Source organism: Luteibacter sp. 3190 (genome assembly GCF_031456385.1).
GTDB lineage: Bacteria > Pseudomonadota > Gammaproteobacteria > Xanthomonadales > Rhodanobacteraceae > Luteibacter.
Window position 1 is genome coordinate 1,409,933 of sequence record NZ_JAVDUO010000001.1, and the last position, 19,231, is coordinate 1,429,163.

17 protein-coding genes are annotated in these 19,231 nt (G+C 61.8%); 11 read left to right on the forward strand and 6 right to left on the reverse strand.

Features of this window, described 5'->3' with window-relative positions:
* Nucleotides 1-118: 118 nt before the first annotated feature.
* Both J2X58_RS06480 and J2X58_RS06485 read left to right on the forward strand, forming a co-directional pair.
* Complete coding sequence (locus tag J2X58_RS06480; RefSeq protein ID WP_310047100.1) at nt 119-427, forward strand: GNAT family N-acetyltransferase; 309 nt, start codon at nt 119-121, stop codon at nt 425-427.
* Nucleotides 406-1,044: a response regulator transcription factor gene (locus tag J2X58_RS06485; RefSeq protein ID WP_310047101.1), complete on the forward strand. Its 639-nt coding sequence runs from the start codon at nt 406-408 to the stop codon at nt 1,042-1,044. The genes J2X58_RS06480 and J2X58_RS06485 overlap by 22 nt, the downstream gene beginning before the upstream one ends.
* A 37-nt stretch (nt 1,045-1,081) precedes the next feature.
* Here J2X58_RS06485 and J2X58_RS06490 read toward each other — a convergent pair whose 3' ends face one another.
* Together J2X58_RS06490 and J2X58_RS06495 are read right to left on the reverse strand one after the other, a co-directional pair.
* Nucleotides 1,082-1,831, reverse strand: coding sequence for a glucose 1-dehydrogenase (locus J2X58_RS06490; RefSeq protein ID WP_310047103.1), 750 nt, complete (start codon nt 1,829-1,831; stop codon nt 1,082-1,084).
* 31 nt (nt 1,832-1,862) lie between these two features.
* Nucleotides 1,863-2,615, reverse strand: a complete 753-nt coding sequence (locus J2X58_RS06495) for an SDR family oxidoreductase (protein ID WP_310047105.1) — start codon at nt 2,613-2,615, stop codon at nt 1,863-1,865.
* Nucleotides 2,616-2,756: 141 nt separating this feature from the next.
* Between J2X58_RS06495 and J2X58_RS06500 the strand changes: the two genes are divergently transcribed.
* From J2X58_RS06500 to J2X58_RS06510, 3 genes are all read left to right on the forward strand, one after another.
* Nucleotides 2,757-3,677 (forward strand): LysR family transcriptional regulator, encoded by a 921-nt coding sequence (locus J2X58_RS06500; RefSeq protein ID WP_310047107.1) that lies wholly within the window; start codon nt 2,757-2,759, stop codon nt 3,675-3,677.
* 77 nt (nt 3,678-3,754) lie between these two features.
* A complete protein-coding gene (locus tag J2X58_RS06505) occupies nt 3,755-3,907 on the forward strand; it encodes a DUF2256 domain-containing protein (RefSeq protein WP_310047898.1) in 153 nt (50 codons plus the stop codon).
* Between the two features lie 442 nt (nt 3,908-4,349).
* Nucleotides 4,350-5,384 carry a hypothetical protein gene (locus J2X58_RS06510; RefSeq protein WP_310047109.1) on the forward strand — a complete coding sequence of 345 codons (1,035 nt, stop codon included), beginning with the start codon at nt 4,350-4,352 and terminating at the stop codon, nt 5,382-5,384.
* Between the two features lie 91 nt (nt 5,385-5,475).
* On the opposite strand, the gene J2X58_RS06515 is transcribed toward J2X58_RS06510, so the two are convergent.
* Nucleotides 5,476-6,117, reverse strand: a complete 642-nt coding sequence (locus J2X58_RS06515; RefSeq protein WP_310047111.1) for an HD domain-containing protein — start codon at nt 6,115-6,117, stop codon at nt 5,476-5,478.
* Between the two features lie 111 nt (nt 6,118-6,228).
* Here J2X58_RS06515 and J2X58_RS06520 point away from each other — a divergent pair, with 111 nt between their 5' ends.
* Complete coding sequence (locus tag J2X58_RS06520; protein ID WP_310047112.1) at nt 6,229-7,191, forward strand: GlxA family transcriptional regulator; 963 nt, start codon at nt 6,229-6,231, stop codon at nt 7,189-7,191.
* A 161-nt stretch (nt 7,192-7,352) separates the two neighbouring features.
* On the forward strand, nt 7,353-8,156 hold the full coding sequence (locus J2X58_RS06525; RefSeq protein ID WP_310047113.1) for an acetoacetate decarboxylase family protein: 804 nt from the start codon (nt 7,353-7,355) through the stop codon (nt 8,154-8,156).
* A gap of 45 nt (nt 8,157-8,201) precedes the next feature.
* On the opposite strand, the gene J2X58_RS06530 is transcribed toward J2X58_RS06525, so the two are convergent.
* Nucleotides 8,202-8,630, reverse strand: coding sequence for a hypothetical protein (locus J2X58_RS06530; protein ID WP_310047115.1), 429 nt, complete (start codon nt 8,628-8,630; stop codon nt 8,202-8,204).
* Nucleotides 8,631-8,700: 70 nt separating this feature from the next.
* Between J2X58_RS06530 and J2X58_RS06535 the strand changes: the two genes are divergently transcribed.
* Nucleotides 8,701-10,731 (forward strand): ATP-binding protein, encoded by a 2,031-nt coding sequence (locus J2X58_RS06535; RefSeq protein WP_310047118.1) that lies wholly within the window; start codon nt 8,701-8,703, stop codon nt 10,729-10,731.
* A 490-nt stretch (nt 10,732-11,221) separates the two neighbouring features.
* Complete coding sequence (locus J2X58_RS06540) at nt 11,222-11,977, forward strand: hypothetical protein (RefSeq protein WP_310047120.1); 756 nt, start codon at nt 11,222-11,224, stop codon at nt 11,975-11,977.
* 349 nt (nt 11,978-12,326) lie between these two features.
* Here the strand turns inward: J2X58_RS06540 and J2X58_RS06545 are convergent, their stop codons facing one another.
* Nucleotides 12,327-13,082, reverse strand: a complete 756-nt coding sequence (locus J2X58_RS06545; protein WP_310047122.1) for a reverse transcriptase domain-containing protein — start codon at nt 13,080-13,082, stop codon at nt 12,327-12,329.
* Between the two features lie 480 nt (nt 13,083-13,562).
* On the opposite strand from J2X58_RS06545, the gene J2X58_RS06550 reads away from it, so the two are divergent.
* A complete protein-coding gene (locus J2X58_RS06550; protein ID WP_310047125.1) occupies nt 13,563-15,887 on the forward strand; it encodes an AAA family ATPase in 2,325 nt (774 codons plus the stop codon).
* 666 nt (nt 15,888-16,553) lie between these two features.
* Nucleotides 16,554-17,171, forward strand: a complete 618-nt coding sequence (locus J2X58_RS06555) for a DUF5710 domain-containing protein (RefSeq protein ID WP_310047126.1) — start codon at nt 16,554-16,556, stop codon at nt 17,169-17,171.
* 1,412 nt (nt 17,172-18,583) lie between these two features.
* Here J2X58_RS06555 and J2X58_RS06560 read toward each other — a convergent pair.
* Entirely contained in the window at nt 18,584-18,796 is a 213-nt protein-coding gene (locus J2X58_RS06560; RefSeq protein ID WP_310047127.1) for a hypothetical protein, read from the reverse strand.
* Nucleotides 18,797-19,231: the final 435 nt, after the last annotated feature.

A 19,231-nucleotide genomic window follows, 5' to 3' on the forward strand; every position in this document is an offset into this window, starting at 1 on the left:
TGAGACGCGATCGCTTGAACATGCGTGACCGCGCGATGCCGATCGTGCAAGCCCAAGGGAACCGTCCGCGCTAGGATTTCGCGGTCGCCGGAGATCCGGCTCTTCCACTGGCGCGAGCATGGCAGCGGATATCGTCATCAGGGACGCGCCCGACGAGGGGCGCTTCGTGGCCGAACTGGGCTCGCAGACCGCGAGCGCGTGGTACGAGCGCGACGCGCGCGTGCTGCGCTTCCATCGCGTCGACATCTCCCGAAGCCTCGAAGCCGATGGCGTGGGGACCCAACTCATTCGCGTGGCGCTGGCGCAGGCGCGCGAACAGAACCTGCTCGTGGAGCCCGCGTGCGCCTTCGTCGTCGACTACATGCGGAAACATCCCGAGACGCAGGACCTTCTCACGAGCGACGGATGGCAGCTGCTCCGCCGATGACCCACGCCATCCGCATCCTCGTCGTCGACGATCATCCGGTTTACCGCGCCGGCATCGTCGCACTCATCGACAGCACGCCGGACATGACCGTCGTGGCGGAGGTCGAAGACGCCCTCATGGGCATCGCCGCCTTCGAGCGAACGCGCCCCGACGTGACGCTGGTCGACCTCGTCATGCCCGGCACGGACGGCGTCGGCGTCATCAAGGCCATCCGTCTGATCGATCCCGCGGCCCGCGTGGTGGTGCTGACCACCTACGGCGGCGACACGCAGGCGCGCCGCGCGCTGGCCGCCGGCGCGCAGGCCTACCTCCTGAAGACGACCGCGGGCAACGACCTGGCCGCGGCGATCCGTGGCGTGCACGCGGGGCGGCACCACATCTCCGCCTCCGTCGCCAGGGATCTCGCCGACCACCCGGCGACGAAGGTCCTCAGCGAACGGGAGGTGTCGATCCTTCGCGGGGCCGCGGCGGGCCTGGAGAACAAGCAGATCGCGGAACGCCTCGGCCTTTCGCCGGAGACCATCAAGGAACACCTCTCCCACGCGATGAGCAAACTGCACGCCAACAATCGCACGCATGCGGTGGCGATCGCGATCGAGAGGGGCTTTCTGAGGTAGGACTAGACGACCGTGTCGCCGCGGTCGTCTATCGCCGTTACGTCATGCCTCCCGCCGCGATGACGATGTTGCCGGTGAGCCAGCCCGCATCGTCCGAGGCGAGAAATACGGCGACCTTGGCGATGTCCCGCGGTGTGCCGATGCGCCCAAGCGCCGTGCTGTCGATCATGACCTTCTCGAAGTCGCTACCCCTGATGCCGGCCGCCGACAGGCCTTCGGTCGCGGTCGGGCCGGGATTGATCGCGTTGACGCGGATCTGGCGCGGCCCGAGTTCCTTGGCGAACACGCGCGTGAGGGTGTCCAGCGCGCCCTTGGACGCCGAGTAGACGGACGCGGTCGGCGTCGGCGACACCGTGCCGATGGTGCTGACGTTGATGATCGACCCGCCCGACGCGCGGAACTGACGCGCCGCCTCCTGCATCGCGATGAGGGGACCGAGCGTGTTCAGGTCGAAATGCCTGCGGAAGTGTTGCTCCGTGATGTCGTCGAGCGCGGCGAACTCGTAGATACCGGCGTTGTTCACCAGCACGTCGATCGTGCCGAGCGCCGCGCGGGCCTCGGCGAACAGCTTGCGTACTTCGTCGGGCCGCGACATGTCGGCCTGGAAGGCCTGCGCGCGTCCGCCCGCCGCGACGATGTCGTCGACCACGCGTTTCGCGTCGGACGCGCTCGATCCGTAATGCACGGCCACGGCCGCGCCCTCCTCCGCCATCGCGCGCGCGATGCCGGCGCCGATGCCTTTCGACGCACCCGTGACGAGTACGACCTTGTCTTTGAGCTTGCTCATGGTATGCCTGCGGTTGAGTGATACGGTGTTGTCAGACGAGACGCGCGCCACCATCGACGTGCAGCGTCTCGCCCGATACGAAGCCATTGGTGATGAGGAAGAGGATCGCCGCGCCGGCGTCTTCCGCCGCGCCGACGCGCCCGACGGGCAGCTTCTCAGCGACGCCGGCGACATAGGCTGCGCGATGCTCGCCGAGCGCCTTCGCCAGCAGCGGCGTATCGATCGTGCCGGGCGAAAGTGCATTGACGCGCAGCGGCGCGAGTTCCACCGCGAGGCCTCGCGCGAGGGCTTCCATCGCGGCGGACGCCGAGGCGATGACCGCCGTTCCCATGGCGTTCGGCCTGTCGGCCAGCACACCGGAGATGAAGGTCACCGAGCCATCGCGAGCGAGCCGTCCGCCCAGCGCACGAAGCACATGAAGCGCGCCCCACACGCGCTCGTCGAACGCGCGGCGCAGGTAGGAGAGCTCGGCCTCCAGCACCTTGCCGACCACGAAGCTGCCGGCGAGCACCACGAGATGATCGACACGATCCAGGTCGGCCAGCGATGCCGCGACCGAACCCTCGTCGGTGATGTCGAAGGCTCGCCAGCCGGCGAACCCGTGCGTCGCGGCCACGTCCCTGGCCTGCTCGCTGTTGAAGCCCGTGACGATCACACGCGCGCCGATCGCGCTGGCCTGGATCGCGGCCGAAAGACCGATACCGGAGGTGCCACCGACGATGAGCACGGTCTTGCCGTCGAGGCGTCCGCTCGTCGGCGTCGAATGAAGCGAGGAAACGTTCAAGCGTGGCTCTCCTGGAGCAGGGAAACAGCGGACGTGTTGCTTGCTATCTCGTGGTGACGAGCAAACACTGTATGCATCGCGATTCACCCTCACCACTCACCCGAAGGTCGTTTCACTCTTTCCATGACGGAACAAATCGGCTTGCACCGGCTCACCGGGCTCATCGCCTTCGCGCGCGTCGCGGCGCTCGGCAGCTATACCTCGGCGGCGCGCGCACTCGGTGTATCGCCGTCGGCCGTGAGCAAGAGCATCAACCGGCTCGAACGCGAGCTCGGTCTCGCATTGTTCGCGCGCACCACCCGCTCGCTGACGCTCACCGCGGGTGGCCGCGATTTGTACGAGCGGGCGATACGCCTCCTGCAGGAAGTCGACGCGCTGGAACAGACCGCGTTCGCCGCGAAAGCCGAGCCGTCGGGCATGCTGAAGATCACGGCACCCCTGCCCGCGGGCGTGCATGTGCTCGCGCCTTACCTTCCGGCCTTTCGCCGCCGCTACCCGAAGGTGACGATCGATCTTCGCCTCAGCGACGGCTTCGTCGACCTGGTGCGCGAGGGCATCGACATCGCCCTGCGCGTCGGCGATCAGTCCGACTCGCGGCTGATCTCGCGCCCGATCGCGATGCACCGCATCGGCGCCTTCGCGTCGCCTGGCTACCTCGCCGAGCGCGGCATTCCGTCGAGCATCGACGATCTCGCAGAGCACGACCTCGTCAACTTCCGTTTCCAGAGCACCGGCCAACTCCTGCGCTGGCCGGGCGACCGGGGCAAACGTCCCTTCGACGTGGTCGCGTCGCTGGTCATCGATACCAGCGAGGCCGTCGCCGCCGCGCTCGTCGCCGGGGGTGGCATCGGCATATCGCCCACCTACGTCGCCGCGCAGTACGTATCGATCGGCCTCCTGCGCCCCGTCCTCCCCGAACTGACCGTGGACCGCGCGCCGATCGTCGCGCTCTGGCCGGAAAGCCGGCGCGAGAATCCGGCCGTGCGGGCGTTCGTCGATTTCCTCGAACAGACGCTCGTCGCCCCGACCCCATGGGATCGGACCGTCGACGCCCATCGGTGAGACGGGACGGTCGGTTGTCGCGCCGACAACGAGTCCACGTCATCGCGCAAACGCGGTAAGGTTTCGACATGCCCCGCATGAAGAAAAAAACGGAGCTCCCGCAGAAGACCTGCGCCAGCTGTGGGCGCCCCTTCACCTGGCGGCGCAAGTGGGCGCGTGACTGGGAGCAGGTGCGTTATTGCTCGGATCGATGCCGGAACGCGAAGCGCGCCGCGACGCCATCGGCCTAGCGGTTACGATCCGAAGCGACCGCCACGCTTTGCTTCCTTCGAAGCATTCGCATCGCCGCCGAGCTCCGATCAGCCTGATGCTGATATGGAGTTCTGCCCGCGGCAGCGCCCCGCCGCTCCGGCACTGCGCTACCATGTTCGCCATCGACAACAGACGAGGCCACGGATGACGCCCCCAACGGAGCAAGCGCGTACTGAAGTCCGACGCCTTCGAGCGTTCTCGATGATCAGGAAACATCGGCCGACCGACGCGTCCACGTCGAAGAGGATGTCGTTCCCGATTGCGGCGGTCGCGGCCACTTTGCTCTGTGCAGGTTGCGGTACGTCGAGAGCAAACACGCAGGACTATCCGCCGCCGCCCGAACCACCCGGTATCCCGATGGCGCCCGATCTGGCTCAAGTAACCTCGCTTCCAGGCGCGAGGGCGACAGCCGATCGTGTGATGACGTTCTTGTACGGCGCCAAGTCCACTGCGGACTTCAGCGCCACGAACGTGAGCCAGAAGCTGGGTGTCGACCTTCAGCCAGATGCGGAGCGTGGCGTGGGATGGTTCGTCTACCGCAGCCCGGATCTCGGCGACGGCTGGACCTATGGCGTACGGGTGGCCCCGGGCCAACCTCCATTCAAGCCTGGCTTTCATTTCTGGTTCGAAAAACATCAGACTCTGTCGGAACCGGCCAGGATCTGCGCGCTTCCTTCCGACCTGCTGGAAGCCGATCTCGTGAAACACGGATTCGCGCAAGCAAACGCATGGTCGGAGCTGGGCTGGTCACACGATCTCATCTTAAGCCGAGGCGACATTGTCTTTTCGCTGGCACGCGCGGACGAGGCGGGTGTCGGCATCGTCCGATGTGTCGTTTCCCTCCAGACCACGGATTCCCTGGCCCGGCCGACGGTCTCGCGGACTGGCCGACGAGCGACCGACGATTTCCCGGGGCGCTGGTCGTCCGAGGCGCCCTCGTTGACCAGCGCTGCACGGCAGCAACCACCGGCGCGGCCTCAGACACCCTCACCCGCCGCGGCCGATGTGTTACGCAAGCTCGTCGACATCGTTACCCGCCTTGCGTCGACACGTCAGCTCACACCCGGCGTGATCAACGAACACTTCGGTCAGCCCACCCGCACTATGAGCGGCGCATCCCTGTATCAAGGCGGTGAACTCGGTGACGGCTGGACCTACTCATTGCGATACAACCCGCCCAGCGCGGAATTCAAACCCGGTTTCGAGTTCGGCTTCCACAACCGCGACGCCGCGGCGGACCCCGCGAGTGTCTGCGCCCTGAAGTATCGCGCCTTTCGGCAGACGCTTCTCATCTACGGCTTTCGCGAAGAGCTCGGGCCTTTCGAGAATGGAGGGCTTTCGTCTGCATCGTTCGTGAGCGGCGATGTCGCCATCGTCGTGTCGACACGCGATGTCATGCGAATCAATCAAGCCGATCAATGCATCATGAGTCTTCGTACTTCGGACAGGCGATAGAGCCGGTGGGATATGCTCCGGTCTCCCGCCCACCCGGCCCAAAGGCAGCGCTGGCCCGCGCTGCCTTTTCCCTCCTCCGACACAGGACTGCCTAGGCCGGCCAGGCGGACTGGCGAATGACGTCGCAGAAGTTGCCTGCACGGAAATGTGGGTCCTTGTCGGCGATGACGTCGGCCTTCACGTTGCCGAACGTCGTCTCCGGCTTGTGCCTGATGCCGTTGTAGAACGCGTCGATTATGTCTTCCTTGAACGTCGGCGACCGTGGGAAGAGCCGTGTCACGGCGTCTCGCTCGGTGTCGCTGAACTCGTGGTAGGTCAGCCCCAGCACATCCATCTCGACACCGGCCGTCACCAGCGACACCACCGGGTGCATGTGGACCGGAATGCCGGGCGTCGTGTGCAGCGCGATGCCGGTCCAGACGAGGTCGATGTCGGATTCGCTGATGCCGTGGGTGCGCAGGAACGCCCGGGCCGCGTTCGCGCCGTCGACCTCGAAGCGCTCGGTCGCCGAACTGTAGGGAGCGACGAGACCCATGTCGTGGAACATGGCGCCGGCATAGAGGAGTTCGGGATCGAAACTCAGACCGCGCTTTTCGCCCTGGAGCGCTCCCCAGCAATACACGCGCGACGAGTGGTTGAAGAGCAATTCGCCTTCCGTGTCCCGGACAAGCTCGGTTATCTGGCGGGCCATCGCGCTATCGGGGATGGCGATGCCGTGGATGGAGGAACGCATGGGATGCCTCGATGAAGGGGGTGGTTTCCAGCGTAGGATCGGCGCATGCTGTCCTCAATCACCGGAAACCGTCCGATCCGGACATCCGCCCCGCAGAACCTGCCAAATCCGATGCCGAAGCCACCCCGTACCGTCATCGTCCTCGCCATGCCGGGGTTTCAGCTGCTCGATGTGGCGGGACCACTCGACGTTTTCGCCGAAGCCAACCGCGGCTCGGGCCGGACGCACTACCAGACCCGCGTCCACGCGCTGACGAAGGGCCCCCTCGTTTCGTCGGCCGGCGTGCGACTTATGCCGGACGGTGTCCTGGGCGACGCCGCACCCTGTGACACCTTCCTGGTCGCCGGCGCGCCGGATGCTCCGGATACCGTCCTCCCCGAGAGATCCATCGCCGCGCTCGCCGCGCATGCGAAAGCGGCGAGACGCTTCGGCTCGGTGTGTACCGGAGCGTTTCTTCTCGCTCAGACGGGGCTTCTTGCGCGTCGGCGCATCACCACGCATTGGGCGCATGCCGATGCGTTCGCCTCACGCTTTCCGGATGTGGTCGTCGACGTGGATGCCATCCATGTGGCGGACGGCAAGCTGCGGACCGCCGCCGGCGTGACGGCGGGGCTCGACCTGGCCCTCTCGCTCGTCGAGGAGGACCTCGGGCCCGACACCGCCCACGAGGTCGCCTCACAACTGGTGATGTACTTTCGCCGCCCTGGTGGCCAGGCGCCCTTCTCGAAAGCGGGTACGGCGCGCGTCTCGGGCCGCGCCGCGCTGCAGGAGCTGCAGCGCTATGTCCTTGCGCATCCCGAGCTGCCGCACACGGTCGCAAGCCTCGCCGATCGATTGCACCTGAGCCCACGGCACTTCGCGCGCATGTTCACGGACGAAGTGGGCAAGGCTCCGGGCGCGTGGCTGGCCGACGTCCGACTCGCCGCCGCGAGGTTGATGCTCGATGCCAACCGGACGCCAAAGCAGGTGGCCGCCGCATGCGGCTTCGCCGATCCGGACAGCTTCAGCCGCGCGTTCTCCCGCAGCTTCGGGTTGAGCCCGGCGCAGTACAGGCGACTGCACGCGGGCTCGTGAGCTGCGACGCCGCCGCACCATGCATCGGGATAGTGCACGCGCCTCGCGCGTGCGACGCGGATAAACCGTTCAAGTCCGCGCCCCAAACGGGGGATGGCCGCACGTGGCCACCCGCGCAGACTTCTGGCCGCTCCTCCCCACTTCGCATCGGAGAACGCGCCATGTTGAAAGGCTTCACGGTTCCGCTCACGCCCCAGGGCGACTCGACGCTCAACAGGAATCCACCCTGGCACTACTCGAGCGACTGCCTGGCCGTGGAGTATTGGGCCGAACCCAGCGCGATCGCGGCGCTGCTGCCGCCTGGCCTTTCGGCCGACACCGCGAGCGACGGGCGCGCGTTCTTCTGGTTCCTCGACTGGCAGTTCACGGGTTCGAACGACGAACTGACCGACCCGGCGCGCTACCAGTATCGCGAGGCGTTCGTGATGGTCGAGGCGCTCTACGAAGGCCAGCCCGTGAACTACTGCCCGTATATCTTCGTCGACAACGATGCGGCCCTGGCGCGTGGATGGGCGCAGGGTTACCCGAAGAAACTGGCCAGCGTGTTCCAGACGCGGTCGTTCTCCGCTCCGAGTCCGGCGGCGGCGCCCCTGGCACCGGGCAGCCGCTTCGGCGGCAGCTTGAGCGCTCACGGCGAACGCCTCGCGACCGCTCGCATCCAGCTCGAAGAGGCCATCCCCGATCCGCGCACGGTGTTCTCGCGTCCGTCGGTCATGCGCCGCTATTTTCCTAACCTCACCGCGGGCCACTGGGACAAGCCGGCCGTGGACGAGCTCACGCTGTCGCTGACCGACAACCTGACGCTGGTCGACCTGTGGGCCGGCTCGGCGGAACTCAGCATCCCCGAAGTGCGCGGCGAAGACATGCATGCCATCGCACCGATTCGCGTCGGCCGCGGTTATCGGTTCGGCATGTCGTACTCCGTCACCGATCTGAAGATTCTGCGAGACAATCGAAAGGCGTGACGTCGATGGGCGCCGCACCGCGGCGCCCCGGACGCCTGACGGCCATCAAGCTGCTGTCAGGCGTTCGAACGCATGGCGAAGTGCGTGCGTCGGCGGAAGCGTGTGCAGCAGGCGCTGCGCGGCGTGCGCCGCACGCTCGAAGCATGCCTGGGCGACATCCTCCTGCCCCTCCATGCTCGCAAGACGCGCGGCTACCCGGTGCACCCGCCACTCCGCGATGGGCGCGCCATGCTGGTCGACGATGTCCAGCGCCGCCTGGACGCAAGCCGCGGCGGTGGAGCGATCGTCTTCGGAGAGGGCCACGCGTGCCCTCACCTCCTGGGCCATCGCCTGCCATGTGGGCTCTTCGGTCGGCATCACCACCGCCAGGAAGCGCTCGGCGAACGCCCGGGCGCGTTCGGCCTGCCCCGCGGCAAGCGTGGCATCCGCCAACGCCCACAGCGCGATAGGCCGCTCTGGTGGCGGAATCACCATTGGCCGTCTCAAGCCGTGATCTTCCCACGTCCTAGCCTGTTTGATACCGGACTACAGAGCAGGCATATTCATGGGCCAGATCATAGGGCTGCCCTACCAGGGAGGGACGATGGCGAAGGCAAAGGCGAAGGCTGTTGCAGAAGCGAGCGGAGCGTTGTTCGAAGAAGACTTTGTCTTGCGAACGCTCGGGAAAATCGGGCATGACTATGAGACCGCGCTTACCGAACTTGTCGCCAACGCGTGGGATGCCGGCGCTGCCCGCGTCAACGTCATCATCCCCACCGACGCCAACGGAACTCTGACTGTCGAAGACGACGGGCACGGAATGACGCCGAGCCAGTTCCGATCGCGATGGATGAAACTCGGCTACAACCGAACGAAGAACCAAGGCAACGGCGTGCAGTTTCCGCCCGAACGCGCGACGTGGCGCCGGAAAGCGTTTGGTCGCAATGGCATCGGGAGACACGGTCTCCTGTGTTTTGCGGATCGGTATACGGTCGAGACCTGGGTAGATGGCATCTTGACCACCTTTGTCGTCAGCACCAAAAACGACCAGTCGCCCTTCCACATCGAACGTGAAGCATCAGCGCGGCGGAGCGGTCACGGCACGCGACTGTCTGTTGAGATCAACCGACATTTGCCTAAGTCGGAAGCCATTCGAACCGTGCTGTCGGCACGCTTCCTCCACGATCCTCAGTTCGTGGTCGAGGTAAATGGCCTGTCCGTGCCGTTGTCGGAACACGAAGGCCTCATCGAAACCAAGCAACTCGAAATCGAGCCCGGTTTCTTCGTCATCGCCAACGTTGTGGACACCACCAAATCGGCTCGAAGCACCCGCTACCAAGGAATTGCCTTCTGGGTGAACAATCGGCTGGTCGGCGAGCCCAGTTGGGCCGTGGGCACCACCCCCGTCATCGACGGACGATCGCGTTTTGCGAAGCGGTTTGCCATCGTCATTCAGGGCGGGGATGCGTGGGCATCCAATGTTGAGCCCGACTGGTCCCGGTTCAAACCCACGGATCTCTCCGCCCGCTTGTTTGCGGCAGTCGTTGCCTATGCACAAGAGGCCGTCGACACACTCTCGGCCCTGTTCATTGAGGAGAATTCCGAAGACGCCCTGATGCGCAACCGCGAAGAGTTTCGGACGCTTCCCATTGGGTCGAAAGTCGAAGTGGCACAGTTCACACACGACTTGGTGAAGGAACAACCTGGCATTCATCCCGAGAGCCTCAACAAGGCGGTCAAGGCTCTTATCAAACTCCAATCTGCGCGCAACGGCATGCGCTTGCTCGACCGACTTCTGCTGCTCGATGACAGCGACCTCGATGGCCTGGACCGGATGCTGGAACAATGGTCAGTCCAAGATGCGCTCGTGGTGCTGGACGAAATCGACGCTCGACTGTCTGTGATTGCCGCGATTGAAAAACTGGCGCACGACACGGCCACCGACGAACTTCACACGTTACATCCACTGGTGACACAGGCCCGCTGGCTGTTTGGGCCCGAGTTCGACAGTTCCGAATATGCATCCAACAGCACGCTGCGCACGGTGGCGGTGAAAGTGTTCGGGTCAAAGAAACAGGACACGACGTTTCGAAAACCAAAGAACCGTCCCGACTTGGTCATTTTGCAAGATGCCACGTTGTCCGTGGTTGGCACCGAAACGTTCGACAGTAGCACTGACCATCTCTCATCCATTCAGCACGTACTCCTAATCGAACTAAAGAAGGGACATTCCACGATCGATCGTCAGGAGGTATTCCAAGCGGAAGGCTACATCCAGGATTTCACGACGGATGGCGCCTTAACCGGCGCCCCGTTCTTCCATGCCTACGTGGTGGGGCATGCAATTGCGAAGGGATTAGCGCCAAGCCGCGATATTAAGGGCAACGGCGGGGAAATCATCGCGCGGGTGACAGCGACGACATATTCTCAACTCACCGACACGGCGAACCGACGTCTTCATGGACTCAAAGAGAGCATTCCTTCGCGATACGAAGACGTAAATGGATACGACCTTGTTCAAAAGGTCATGGGTCAGCCCAGTCAGGCTTCCATGGTGCCGGCAGACGACAGTGCCACGACATCGACGAAACACTGACGCCTGACCGCAAACTGGAGCGTCTATGATCGCCATCATTGCCGTTGTCAGCGTCATGGTTGGCGCCGTCCTCCAATACTTCGTCACGCGTTACTTGGACGGTGAACGGCATCACCGCGAGCCGCCGTCCCAAGCGTATGCCGACTACCTGAAAACGCTCTGCGAGCAGGCCCAACTCGGCAACCGACCCTATCCTAAGGGCCGCGAGGCCTTGGCGAAAGCAGCCGAAACGAGGTGCCGCATTTTGCCTATATGGACCGCTAGCCGAGGTTAATGCCTTCGCGGAGTTCGAACGCCTACGCCCGACCGTTAGAATCCCGGCGCAGCCCGACTCGTATGGCCGTAGGATTAGGCGGAGGGAGGCACCAATGAAACTCGACGGCAGAAAAGCGGTGGCAGTCGTATGACGCTGGCGACCATGCCGGCGATCTCGAAGATCCTGAAATGAAACCGCCGCGCCGAAAAACCAAACACTGAGAGGGGATGACCTATGGAACGAGCAACCGCGATCAAGTTACTGCAGGACATCCTTGGTGAGATCCGCCTTCCTGACGGCTCAGCCGACATTGAGGCCTATCCAGGCTTGCGGCAAGTAGACGCGAAGGTGCGCGACGTCCGCCACATTATGGAAGGGGTCGGAGGGCTACCTCCCAGCATGCTTAGTCAATTCGACACCACGGAGGACTTCCAAGCCCAGAGCCGCCGTGTCCGACTGGAAGCACTCGCCGCCAACATACAAAGCTGCTTGCGGTTTCTTGCCGTCGCACCGAAAGAAAACCCCAAAAAGACGATCATCGCGCCCCCAGACACTTCGGCCTTGACCATAACCATGCCCGATCTGGAGGCAGCCATTCATCGCCGATGGCGGGAGGCTCAAAAATGCGTCCATATCGAATGTTATACGTCGGCAATCATCATGATGGGCAGCATTTTGGAGGCGTTGCTACTGGCCCGAGCAACACTCGGGTCAAGCGCAGCATATCAATCATCCAAAGCGCCGAAAGCCAGTGGCGGGCGCATACCCGCAATCCCAGACTGGACGCTCAATAGCCTCATTGATGTTGCGGTCGATCTGAGATGGCTAAAATCCGATCGGGGCAAGTTCAGTCACGCGTTGAGAGAAGCCCGCAACGCCGTCCACCCATGGAACGAGTTATCCACACGTGCCAACTTCGATGAGGCCACGTGCCGAGCCTCCTGGGAGGTGCTGACGGCATCGGTGGAGGACTTGCTGAAGTCACTCTAACCAACGGCTTGACCCACATGGGCAGGATCTATGTCGACGGCGTGGAGCTTCACGCCCTTTCCGAAGTAATCCATAAACCACATGAGCGCACACTCTCGCTGCTGCCACGTATTCGGACGCAGGTTTGGAGCCTCCACCCATGCGTAAGAGTTTGAGCCTCGCCGACGGTCGGGATGTGCTCCTCGGCTTCGGAGCCATTGCGAGAGGGACCGCTGGGTGAGGCACCGCCGATTGCCTCTCAGGCCGCCCGGGAATGCGATGTGCGGATGATATCCAATGCGTTCAATGCGGCAGCGTTGTCCTGCTTGGAGCCGTCCGCGCGCGCCACATAGCCGCCGTCCGCCGTTGGTTAATGAGTCAAAAGTTCTTGTGACGGATTCACCGCCCCGATGTAGCCCAAGATTCCCGCCCTAACGGACTCGTCGTCTGAACTTAAATAGCGATCGCGGAAAACCTTCATCCTCTGCTCCGAGATGTTGAGAGAGTGCTGAGCAAGTTCGATATTAAAAGCTGTGATTGCCTCACAGGGACCCTCGCGCTTTAGCGCGCCAATGGGGAATAACGCCTGTTCTCCTCGACGTAAAACTGCATCGGCGGCGGTGTTCAAGAGTTCCAAATCATTGCTCGAAATGATGATGTCATCGACGTAGACGCTCACCTTCAACGGCTTATGTTTGGCCAGACTACGGAGGCAAGCACCGAGCCTACTCATATCGAGCGCGACGGAGGCAAGAATCGGGGATTGAACGAATCCGTAGGGAAGAATATGGCTTCCGTGAACTGGATGCCTCACCACGCTAATGTCAGCCATCTCACGCGCATCAGCAAACGAAAACCACGTTTTTAAGCAGCGCGTGATGCGTGAGCGCCCTACTCGGCCGAAGAAATCGTCAATATCCGCACGGAAAAAATATCTGTTCTCGACATGTGCGCGGACGGCGGCGACATGCCCGCCATGGCGAAGATGGTAGAAAAAATTAGGAGCTTTCCACTGCCCTCCGATTAGCGCCTTGATTTGAATGCCGCGATCCGCAGACTCACGCGTCGGGACAAATACCCAACGTCCAGGCTTCACTTCAAACCGGTCGCGCCACTTCTGTGCCATAAAGATGACTGTAGTTAGATGCCATGTCCACGAGTGCAATCACGAGCCGGACGAGGCCAGCAAGGACGTTCATGCACGCGAGGACAAGGCGGGTCTTGCGGATGAAATTTTTCATCGAAGATCCTCCCTTACTCGAACTCTGGCTCGCCTAGCGCATCGCGCATGGACACATAACCAACAGCAGCACATCTATGGATAACCATAGACGTACTTAACGTAACCACTTAGTGGCTGAGTAAGGGGAATAGGCCGCGAAGCACCTATCGCCAGAGTACACGCAGAATATCACGAGAAATGCTCGACGGGTAGCCACATGCACTCAGGCGCGCCCAGTGCAGCACGCCTGGCACTTTCACTGTTCCATCAACTCCAGCCACCCCGCGTCCAGCGTCCTCCCCTGTGCCGTCATGGTGCCCCGTTGCAACTGCACCGGACTCGGCGCACCATTTTTCCTGGGCACACTCAAGGACGGCGAACGCCATGTCCGTGCCCACAGGGAACAGGGTGATTCGTTCAATTCAACGGCTACGCGGCTTCGGCGTCTTTGACGACTTCCGCAAGACCAACGACATTCCTGAGTTCGCGGCCAAGAACATCATCTATGGCTGGAACTATTCGGGCAAAACCACATTGTCTCGGCTTTTCGCGAGCCTCGGCAGTGGCGTCCCGTATGCCGACTGTCCAGGCGCACCCTTTGAGGTGCGTATGGAGGGAGGCATTTCCGTCACCGAAACGACACTCAGCCCGCCCAAAGTCACTGTCGAGGTGTTCAACACCGATTTCGTGTCGACCAACCTGAGCTGGTCCGGCGAGGACTTCGAGTCCATCTTGTTGCTCGGGGACGAATCCATCGAGGCCCAGGAGCGAATCGAACGCCTCAATCTGCTGCGCGGTAAGCGCCGCCAACAGCTGGCGGCAACTCGCAACGCAGTCAAAGACGCCAACCAGACCATTAGCGAGGCCAAAACCGCTGCCGCCAAGCAAATCAAAACCACGCTGCAAATCGTCGAGGCATTCGGGGCAACCCAGTTGACCACGGCCATCGCCCAACTTTCCGCCAATGCCACCGCCGCCATCCTTCCCCCAGAATCGTTTGCGGCTGAACTCAAAGTCGCACTGACCAGTGACTCCGAGAGACCTAGGAGCGCCCCCGCACTGACAACGCCGACTTTTCGCCTAGCGCGCTGGCAGAGCGAGGCGGGAACGCTCCTTGCCCAAGTCCCGGCTGTATCGGCGGTCATTCAACATCTTCGCGACCACCCCGCAATCGCTGTGTGGGTCGGCGAGGGGCTGCCCCTGCACGCGGGTCAGCAGAACTGTGAATTTTGCGGTGGCCCCTTTACTCAAGACCGACTTCGGCTCCTTCAAGGGCACTTTTCGAAGGCACTCACCGAGCAAAAGGACCAGCTAGCTGCCTTGTCGCGAAATATTCGGCTCGCCGCGCTGCCCACGGCCACTGGCCTTGATGCCTCGCGACTCCTTCCCGAACATCAGGCGGCCGCTTCGCGCGTTGAACAGCGATTGCAAACCTTGATCAAAGCCTACAACAAGGATTTGTTGAGCCTTGACGCTGCAGTCCAGCGCAAGCTTGAACGCCCCTTCGAGGTTCAGGACCTACCCGCTCTGGAACCATCTCTCGCACCTAGCTTGGCGCAGGCGTTTGCTGAAGCGACAGACCTCATTGCCAGCAATAATGAAACGGTCGGAAACTTCAAAGACACACGTGGTGACGCCTTGCGTCGTGCGAAGGCGCACTTGGTAGCCACATTTGCGTGCGACGCGACGCTTGCCACCGTCAAGGCAAAGATTGAGCAGCTCAATAAGGCCGATGCGTGCATTTTGGCCTCGGGGACTCGAATCAAAAGCACCGTCGATGCACTTCAGGCGAGCATCAACCGCGCACAGCACGGTCGCGAGACGCTCAATGAACGCATCGCCCTACTTCTTGGGACCGATGCGGTCCAGATTGAGGTCGTCTCGGTCGAGGGTGTCGACCGCTTTGCGCTGCGCCGGCATGGCCAACCTGCTCGCAATTTAAGCGATGGCGAACGGACCGCGATCGCATTCGCCTACTTCCTGACTAAATTGAAAGAACATAAGAGCCTGGACGAGGTCATCGTCTATATCGATGACCCCATCTCGAGCTTGGACAGCAATCATGTCTTTCAGGTCTATGCCACCCTCAAGCATCTCTTCTTCCAGAAGGTCAATGATGCCCATGGCAAACCGAAGTGGGTCACCGCTTGCAAACAGCTTTTCATCTCGACACACAACTTCGAATTCTTCGAGATGCTAAAGAAACTGCCGATCGACCGGCAAAAGCCGACTCAAACAGACGGCGCTCGCTACTACCTTGTCAAACGCATCGGCCCAAAGAACTCCACCCTAGTGGATTTGCCGGCCGCTCTAAGGCAGTACACTTCGGAGTACCACTACCTCTTCAGCGTCATCTACGCGTTCTCCGAGCACCCCACGAAGGATGACCTCGAACAGCTCCTCGCGCTACCCAATGCCTTGCGCCGTTTTGTCGAGCTATACACCTATATGCGCCTTCCCATGGCTGATACGAATGTCGAGACACGGCTTGGTGTTCTGGTGGGACCCGAATCCGCCGTGCGGGTCACCCAGCTGCTTCACCATTTCAGCCACCTAGAAACTGTTGACCGCGTCGCGAGCCATACCCAACTGGTCGCCGCCATCGGCCCGGTCGTCGACGAGTTGATTGAGTTGCTGCGGGAAGATGCTCCCCATTTCAGCGCTCTCATAGCTGCGGTTCAACCTGCCAATGCAGCGGGAGGACCTTGAACCCACCCTGCCCGCTCTCGGCGAGCGCACGTACGCCGATTACGTGTCATCGGCAAATGCACCGCGCGCGGCTTAGAGAAATTCGAGCATTCGCATTTATGTTTTTCCTCCGTATCTGATTGATTCTAATCCTAAGCTGACCAGTCAGCTTCAGCGAAAAACTTCGGCAGATTCGCTTGACAGGGTCAGGCGGTCCGTCCACGTATGACCCCGCCCTTCGCCGAGACCGTTCGATGCATCCACTGCTCCACATCCGTATGTCCGCTGCCGCTTCGCCGTGCCGCCGGTCGGTCTCCGGCATCCAGCCTCAGCAGCGGCTCAGGAGGTGGGGCACCCCTAGCCCCCATCTGCGCTCACATCGATTCTTTCCGGAAATACAGGCATAAAAAAGGGCAGAAGTACCACCTCCTGACCTTGGTGGTAATCACCCTCACGCCCTGTCCAAGAAACGCCGAGGTCGACACTTCGGCGTCTTTTTTCAAAGCCGCAGGGCTTTCCCGCGCGGGGCACCGCCGCTACACGCCCAGGCTGGCGGTTCCTTATCCGGAGCGCCATAGTGACGAGCATTTCCATTCCACCGTCTTTGAGCGGATCCTCAGACGGTGATAGATTCGGAGAGGCGCGCCAATGGTGTGCGCGTGAAGCTAAAGCACAAGGAGCGTGGCGATGGCACGAGTGAATCTTGTGGTCCCCTTCGACCAAAAAGACCAAGCTAAGGCGCTGGGCGCGCGGTGGGACCCACAGCAACGGGTCTGGTTCGTGCCCAATGGCGTGCCATATGAGCCGCTTTCTCAGTGGATGCCGACGGCCCCTGATTGGGATGTGCGGTCCAACCGCTACTGGGTGGTCTCCGGCGAGACACATTGCTGGAAATGCCATCAGCCGACGACCGTCCATGCTCTGGCCGTCCCGCCGGGCCATGAAATCTTGGTATCCGATGACGAGGGGGACCGCTGGGAACCGCAGGAGTATTTGCAGTTCTTGATGTATCTCACTGAGGTGGACGATGGGGCTCTTGCCGAACTACGCAAGCGGTGTCCTCTGCTCGGAATGGACTACAGCAAAACCACCGGGAGCCACTATTGGATGAACCATTGCCGCCACTGCAGGATGAAGCAAGGCGACTTTTCATTGCATTGCGAGCCAGGCGGCGCGTTCTATCCGACCGACGATGCAGAGCTGCGCCGCCTAGGTTTCCAGCGGGTGTATCAACCGATGCATGCCTGCGCTGGCACAAGTTTCAGTACGTTCCTGCCGAACTACGACGGCTGGACTGCCTGCTGATTCAGGCGGTGTTCTGTGGTGTTTACGTTTCTGTTGCGATGGCCGTTGACGCTTGGCTCCCCCTAGATGCCTTGGCACGTAACTGGCTGAAAAATCTGCGGGTGGGCGCTATTCTGATTGAACAAGACTAACAGAATGGCGGCTTGCCGATTTCGGAACCAGGGCGCTGTCGGTCAGAGCTTGAGCAAAGATGTGCGATGGTCCTGCCCGAGCTAAGCTCGACCTACGGCCCCAGAGGCGGCAAGCAAGGGAGCGCACCACAATGCTGGGCACAATCGACCTGACTAGCGAAGAAGCTCGATTACTCTCGCAGATTGACTTCCATAATCATTCCCACGAATCCTTGCAACGTTCGTGCGCCGCTTCGGCCCAATTAACCCCGCGCTTACTCGCGCGCCGAGCCATACCTCCAGAGCGCATCGCATATTTCACGGATGCAGCGTTCCATGACGGCAAACGCTCGCGCATTGACACCTTCGCCCGAAACGGCACATCAGGCGACGAGGTGTTCGGGCATGGCAACTTTTTGAGACACCTGCGGTACTTCATACATGGTTCCAATCTCCCGCACGCCGTGCAGCACGCCATGCGAGAGGCCGTTGGTGAACCGAGGTACTTCACCAGCGGCGACTTGGAACCCGTTCGCGTGTTGGCCCGGAAGCTAGTGCGACAACATCGGCTTGGCCGAACCAGCGCAGATGCTTTCTTCCAGCTCGCCATCGACCTTGGGCTTTCTCCCGAGTGTGCCCACTCGGTCCGAAAAACCGTCCTAACCGTGCGCTAGTGAAAGGAAAGGGCGGCATCGAGCCGTCCTTGCCGCTTTGCAATATGCCTCCTCACATCGGTTGCCAGCATGCCTCTACGTCGTCCGGTCGATTTTGAGGGAGGTTTGTTCCGCCGCGTCGGCCAGCCGTTGCAATGACAGTTGAGGTTCGGATTCAGTCGTGTAGAGCCGCACCCACGCGCGCTCGTCAATTCCTAGTCACTCCTTCGAAGTAAATCTGGTAGCCAAGTTGATCAGAGCCAGATGCACTTCCCATCCCCAACTCTCCTATCGTGTATTGCCTCGAGCCGGCCGCATGATGTTCGTCGCCTAAATCGTGACGGACCTACTGCGCACGGTATTCCGATCGCAAGGCGCCACCCTGCACCTTTTGAACGACCGTTTTTCGAAGGCTATGAATGCGCATTTCGCCATTCCGTACCTCGATACCGACCGACTTGATGTAGCGACCAAATGCGGCAGGCAAAAGGTTGCAATGACCATTGACGGAGCCAACCGTAGTCCTGGGGAACAACCTCGTTTCCTTCGATTTCTATAGAGCCTCCACATGACGCATCAAACCCCACTCGATGAGGTGCAAATGCAGTCGCACGGTGCGGGCACTGGCATCCGCCTTCAGGCTCTGTCCCTATCCTTCAGCACTGATGCGGATGCAAGGCAAGCCGTCTTCTTCTATCAAGTCTTCCAAGTGCAATTCACCCAGTTCCGATACGCGCGCACCGGTGTAAAGCCCCAGCAGCGCACCGAGCTGGATATCCTTTCTGAGCTTTGAGAAGGCGCGGCCGTAGACGAGCGCGAGCTGCTCGGCCGTGAACGCCTCGAATCTCAGCTTCCGCCGCAAGCGCTTTCCCGCACCCCTTGCTTGACGTGGACTTGCGCCGGATTGTCTCCCTTGGGCAAGTGTCCTGCCGTCTGTGTCCATTCGAAAAGCGCTTTGAGATAGCTGGTCTTGTTAGTCAAGGTGGGCGTGGCTAGGTTTTCGGCGCGCAAACTCTGCACCCACTCCGAGACATCCGTGCGGGTACAGGCAGCGAGCGAATGCGTCAGCCCGCGCCAATTTGCAAACCCATTCACAGCGTCCTCTTTTGGCAGCAGGTTTTGTCCGACACCAAGCGGGCATCAAGCGTCAACAGATACTTCCGCGCCACCTCACCGACGCTGATGCCGAGCCCACAGGGGATTGCGACAGTTGGCGTAACCAGGGCAACCGGTGCCGATGCAGTCGGTTCGCTTCCCAGCAGCATGCGTAGCGCTTCGAGCGCTCGCGCATGGTCCG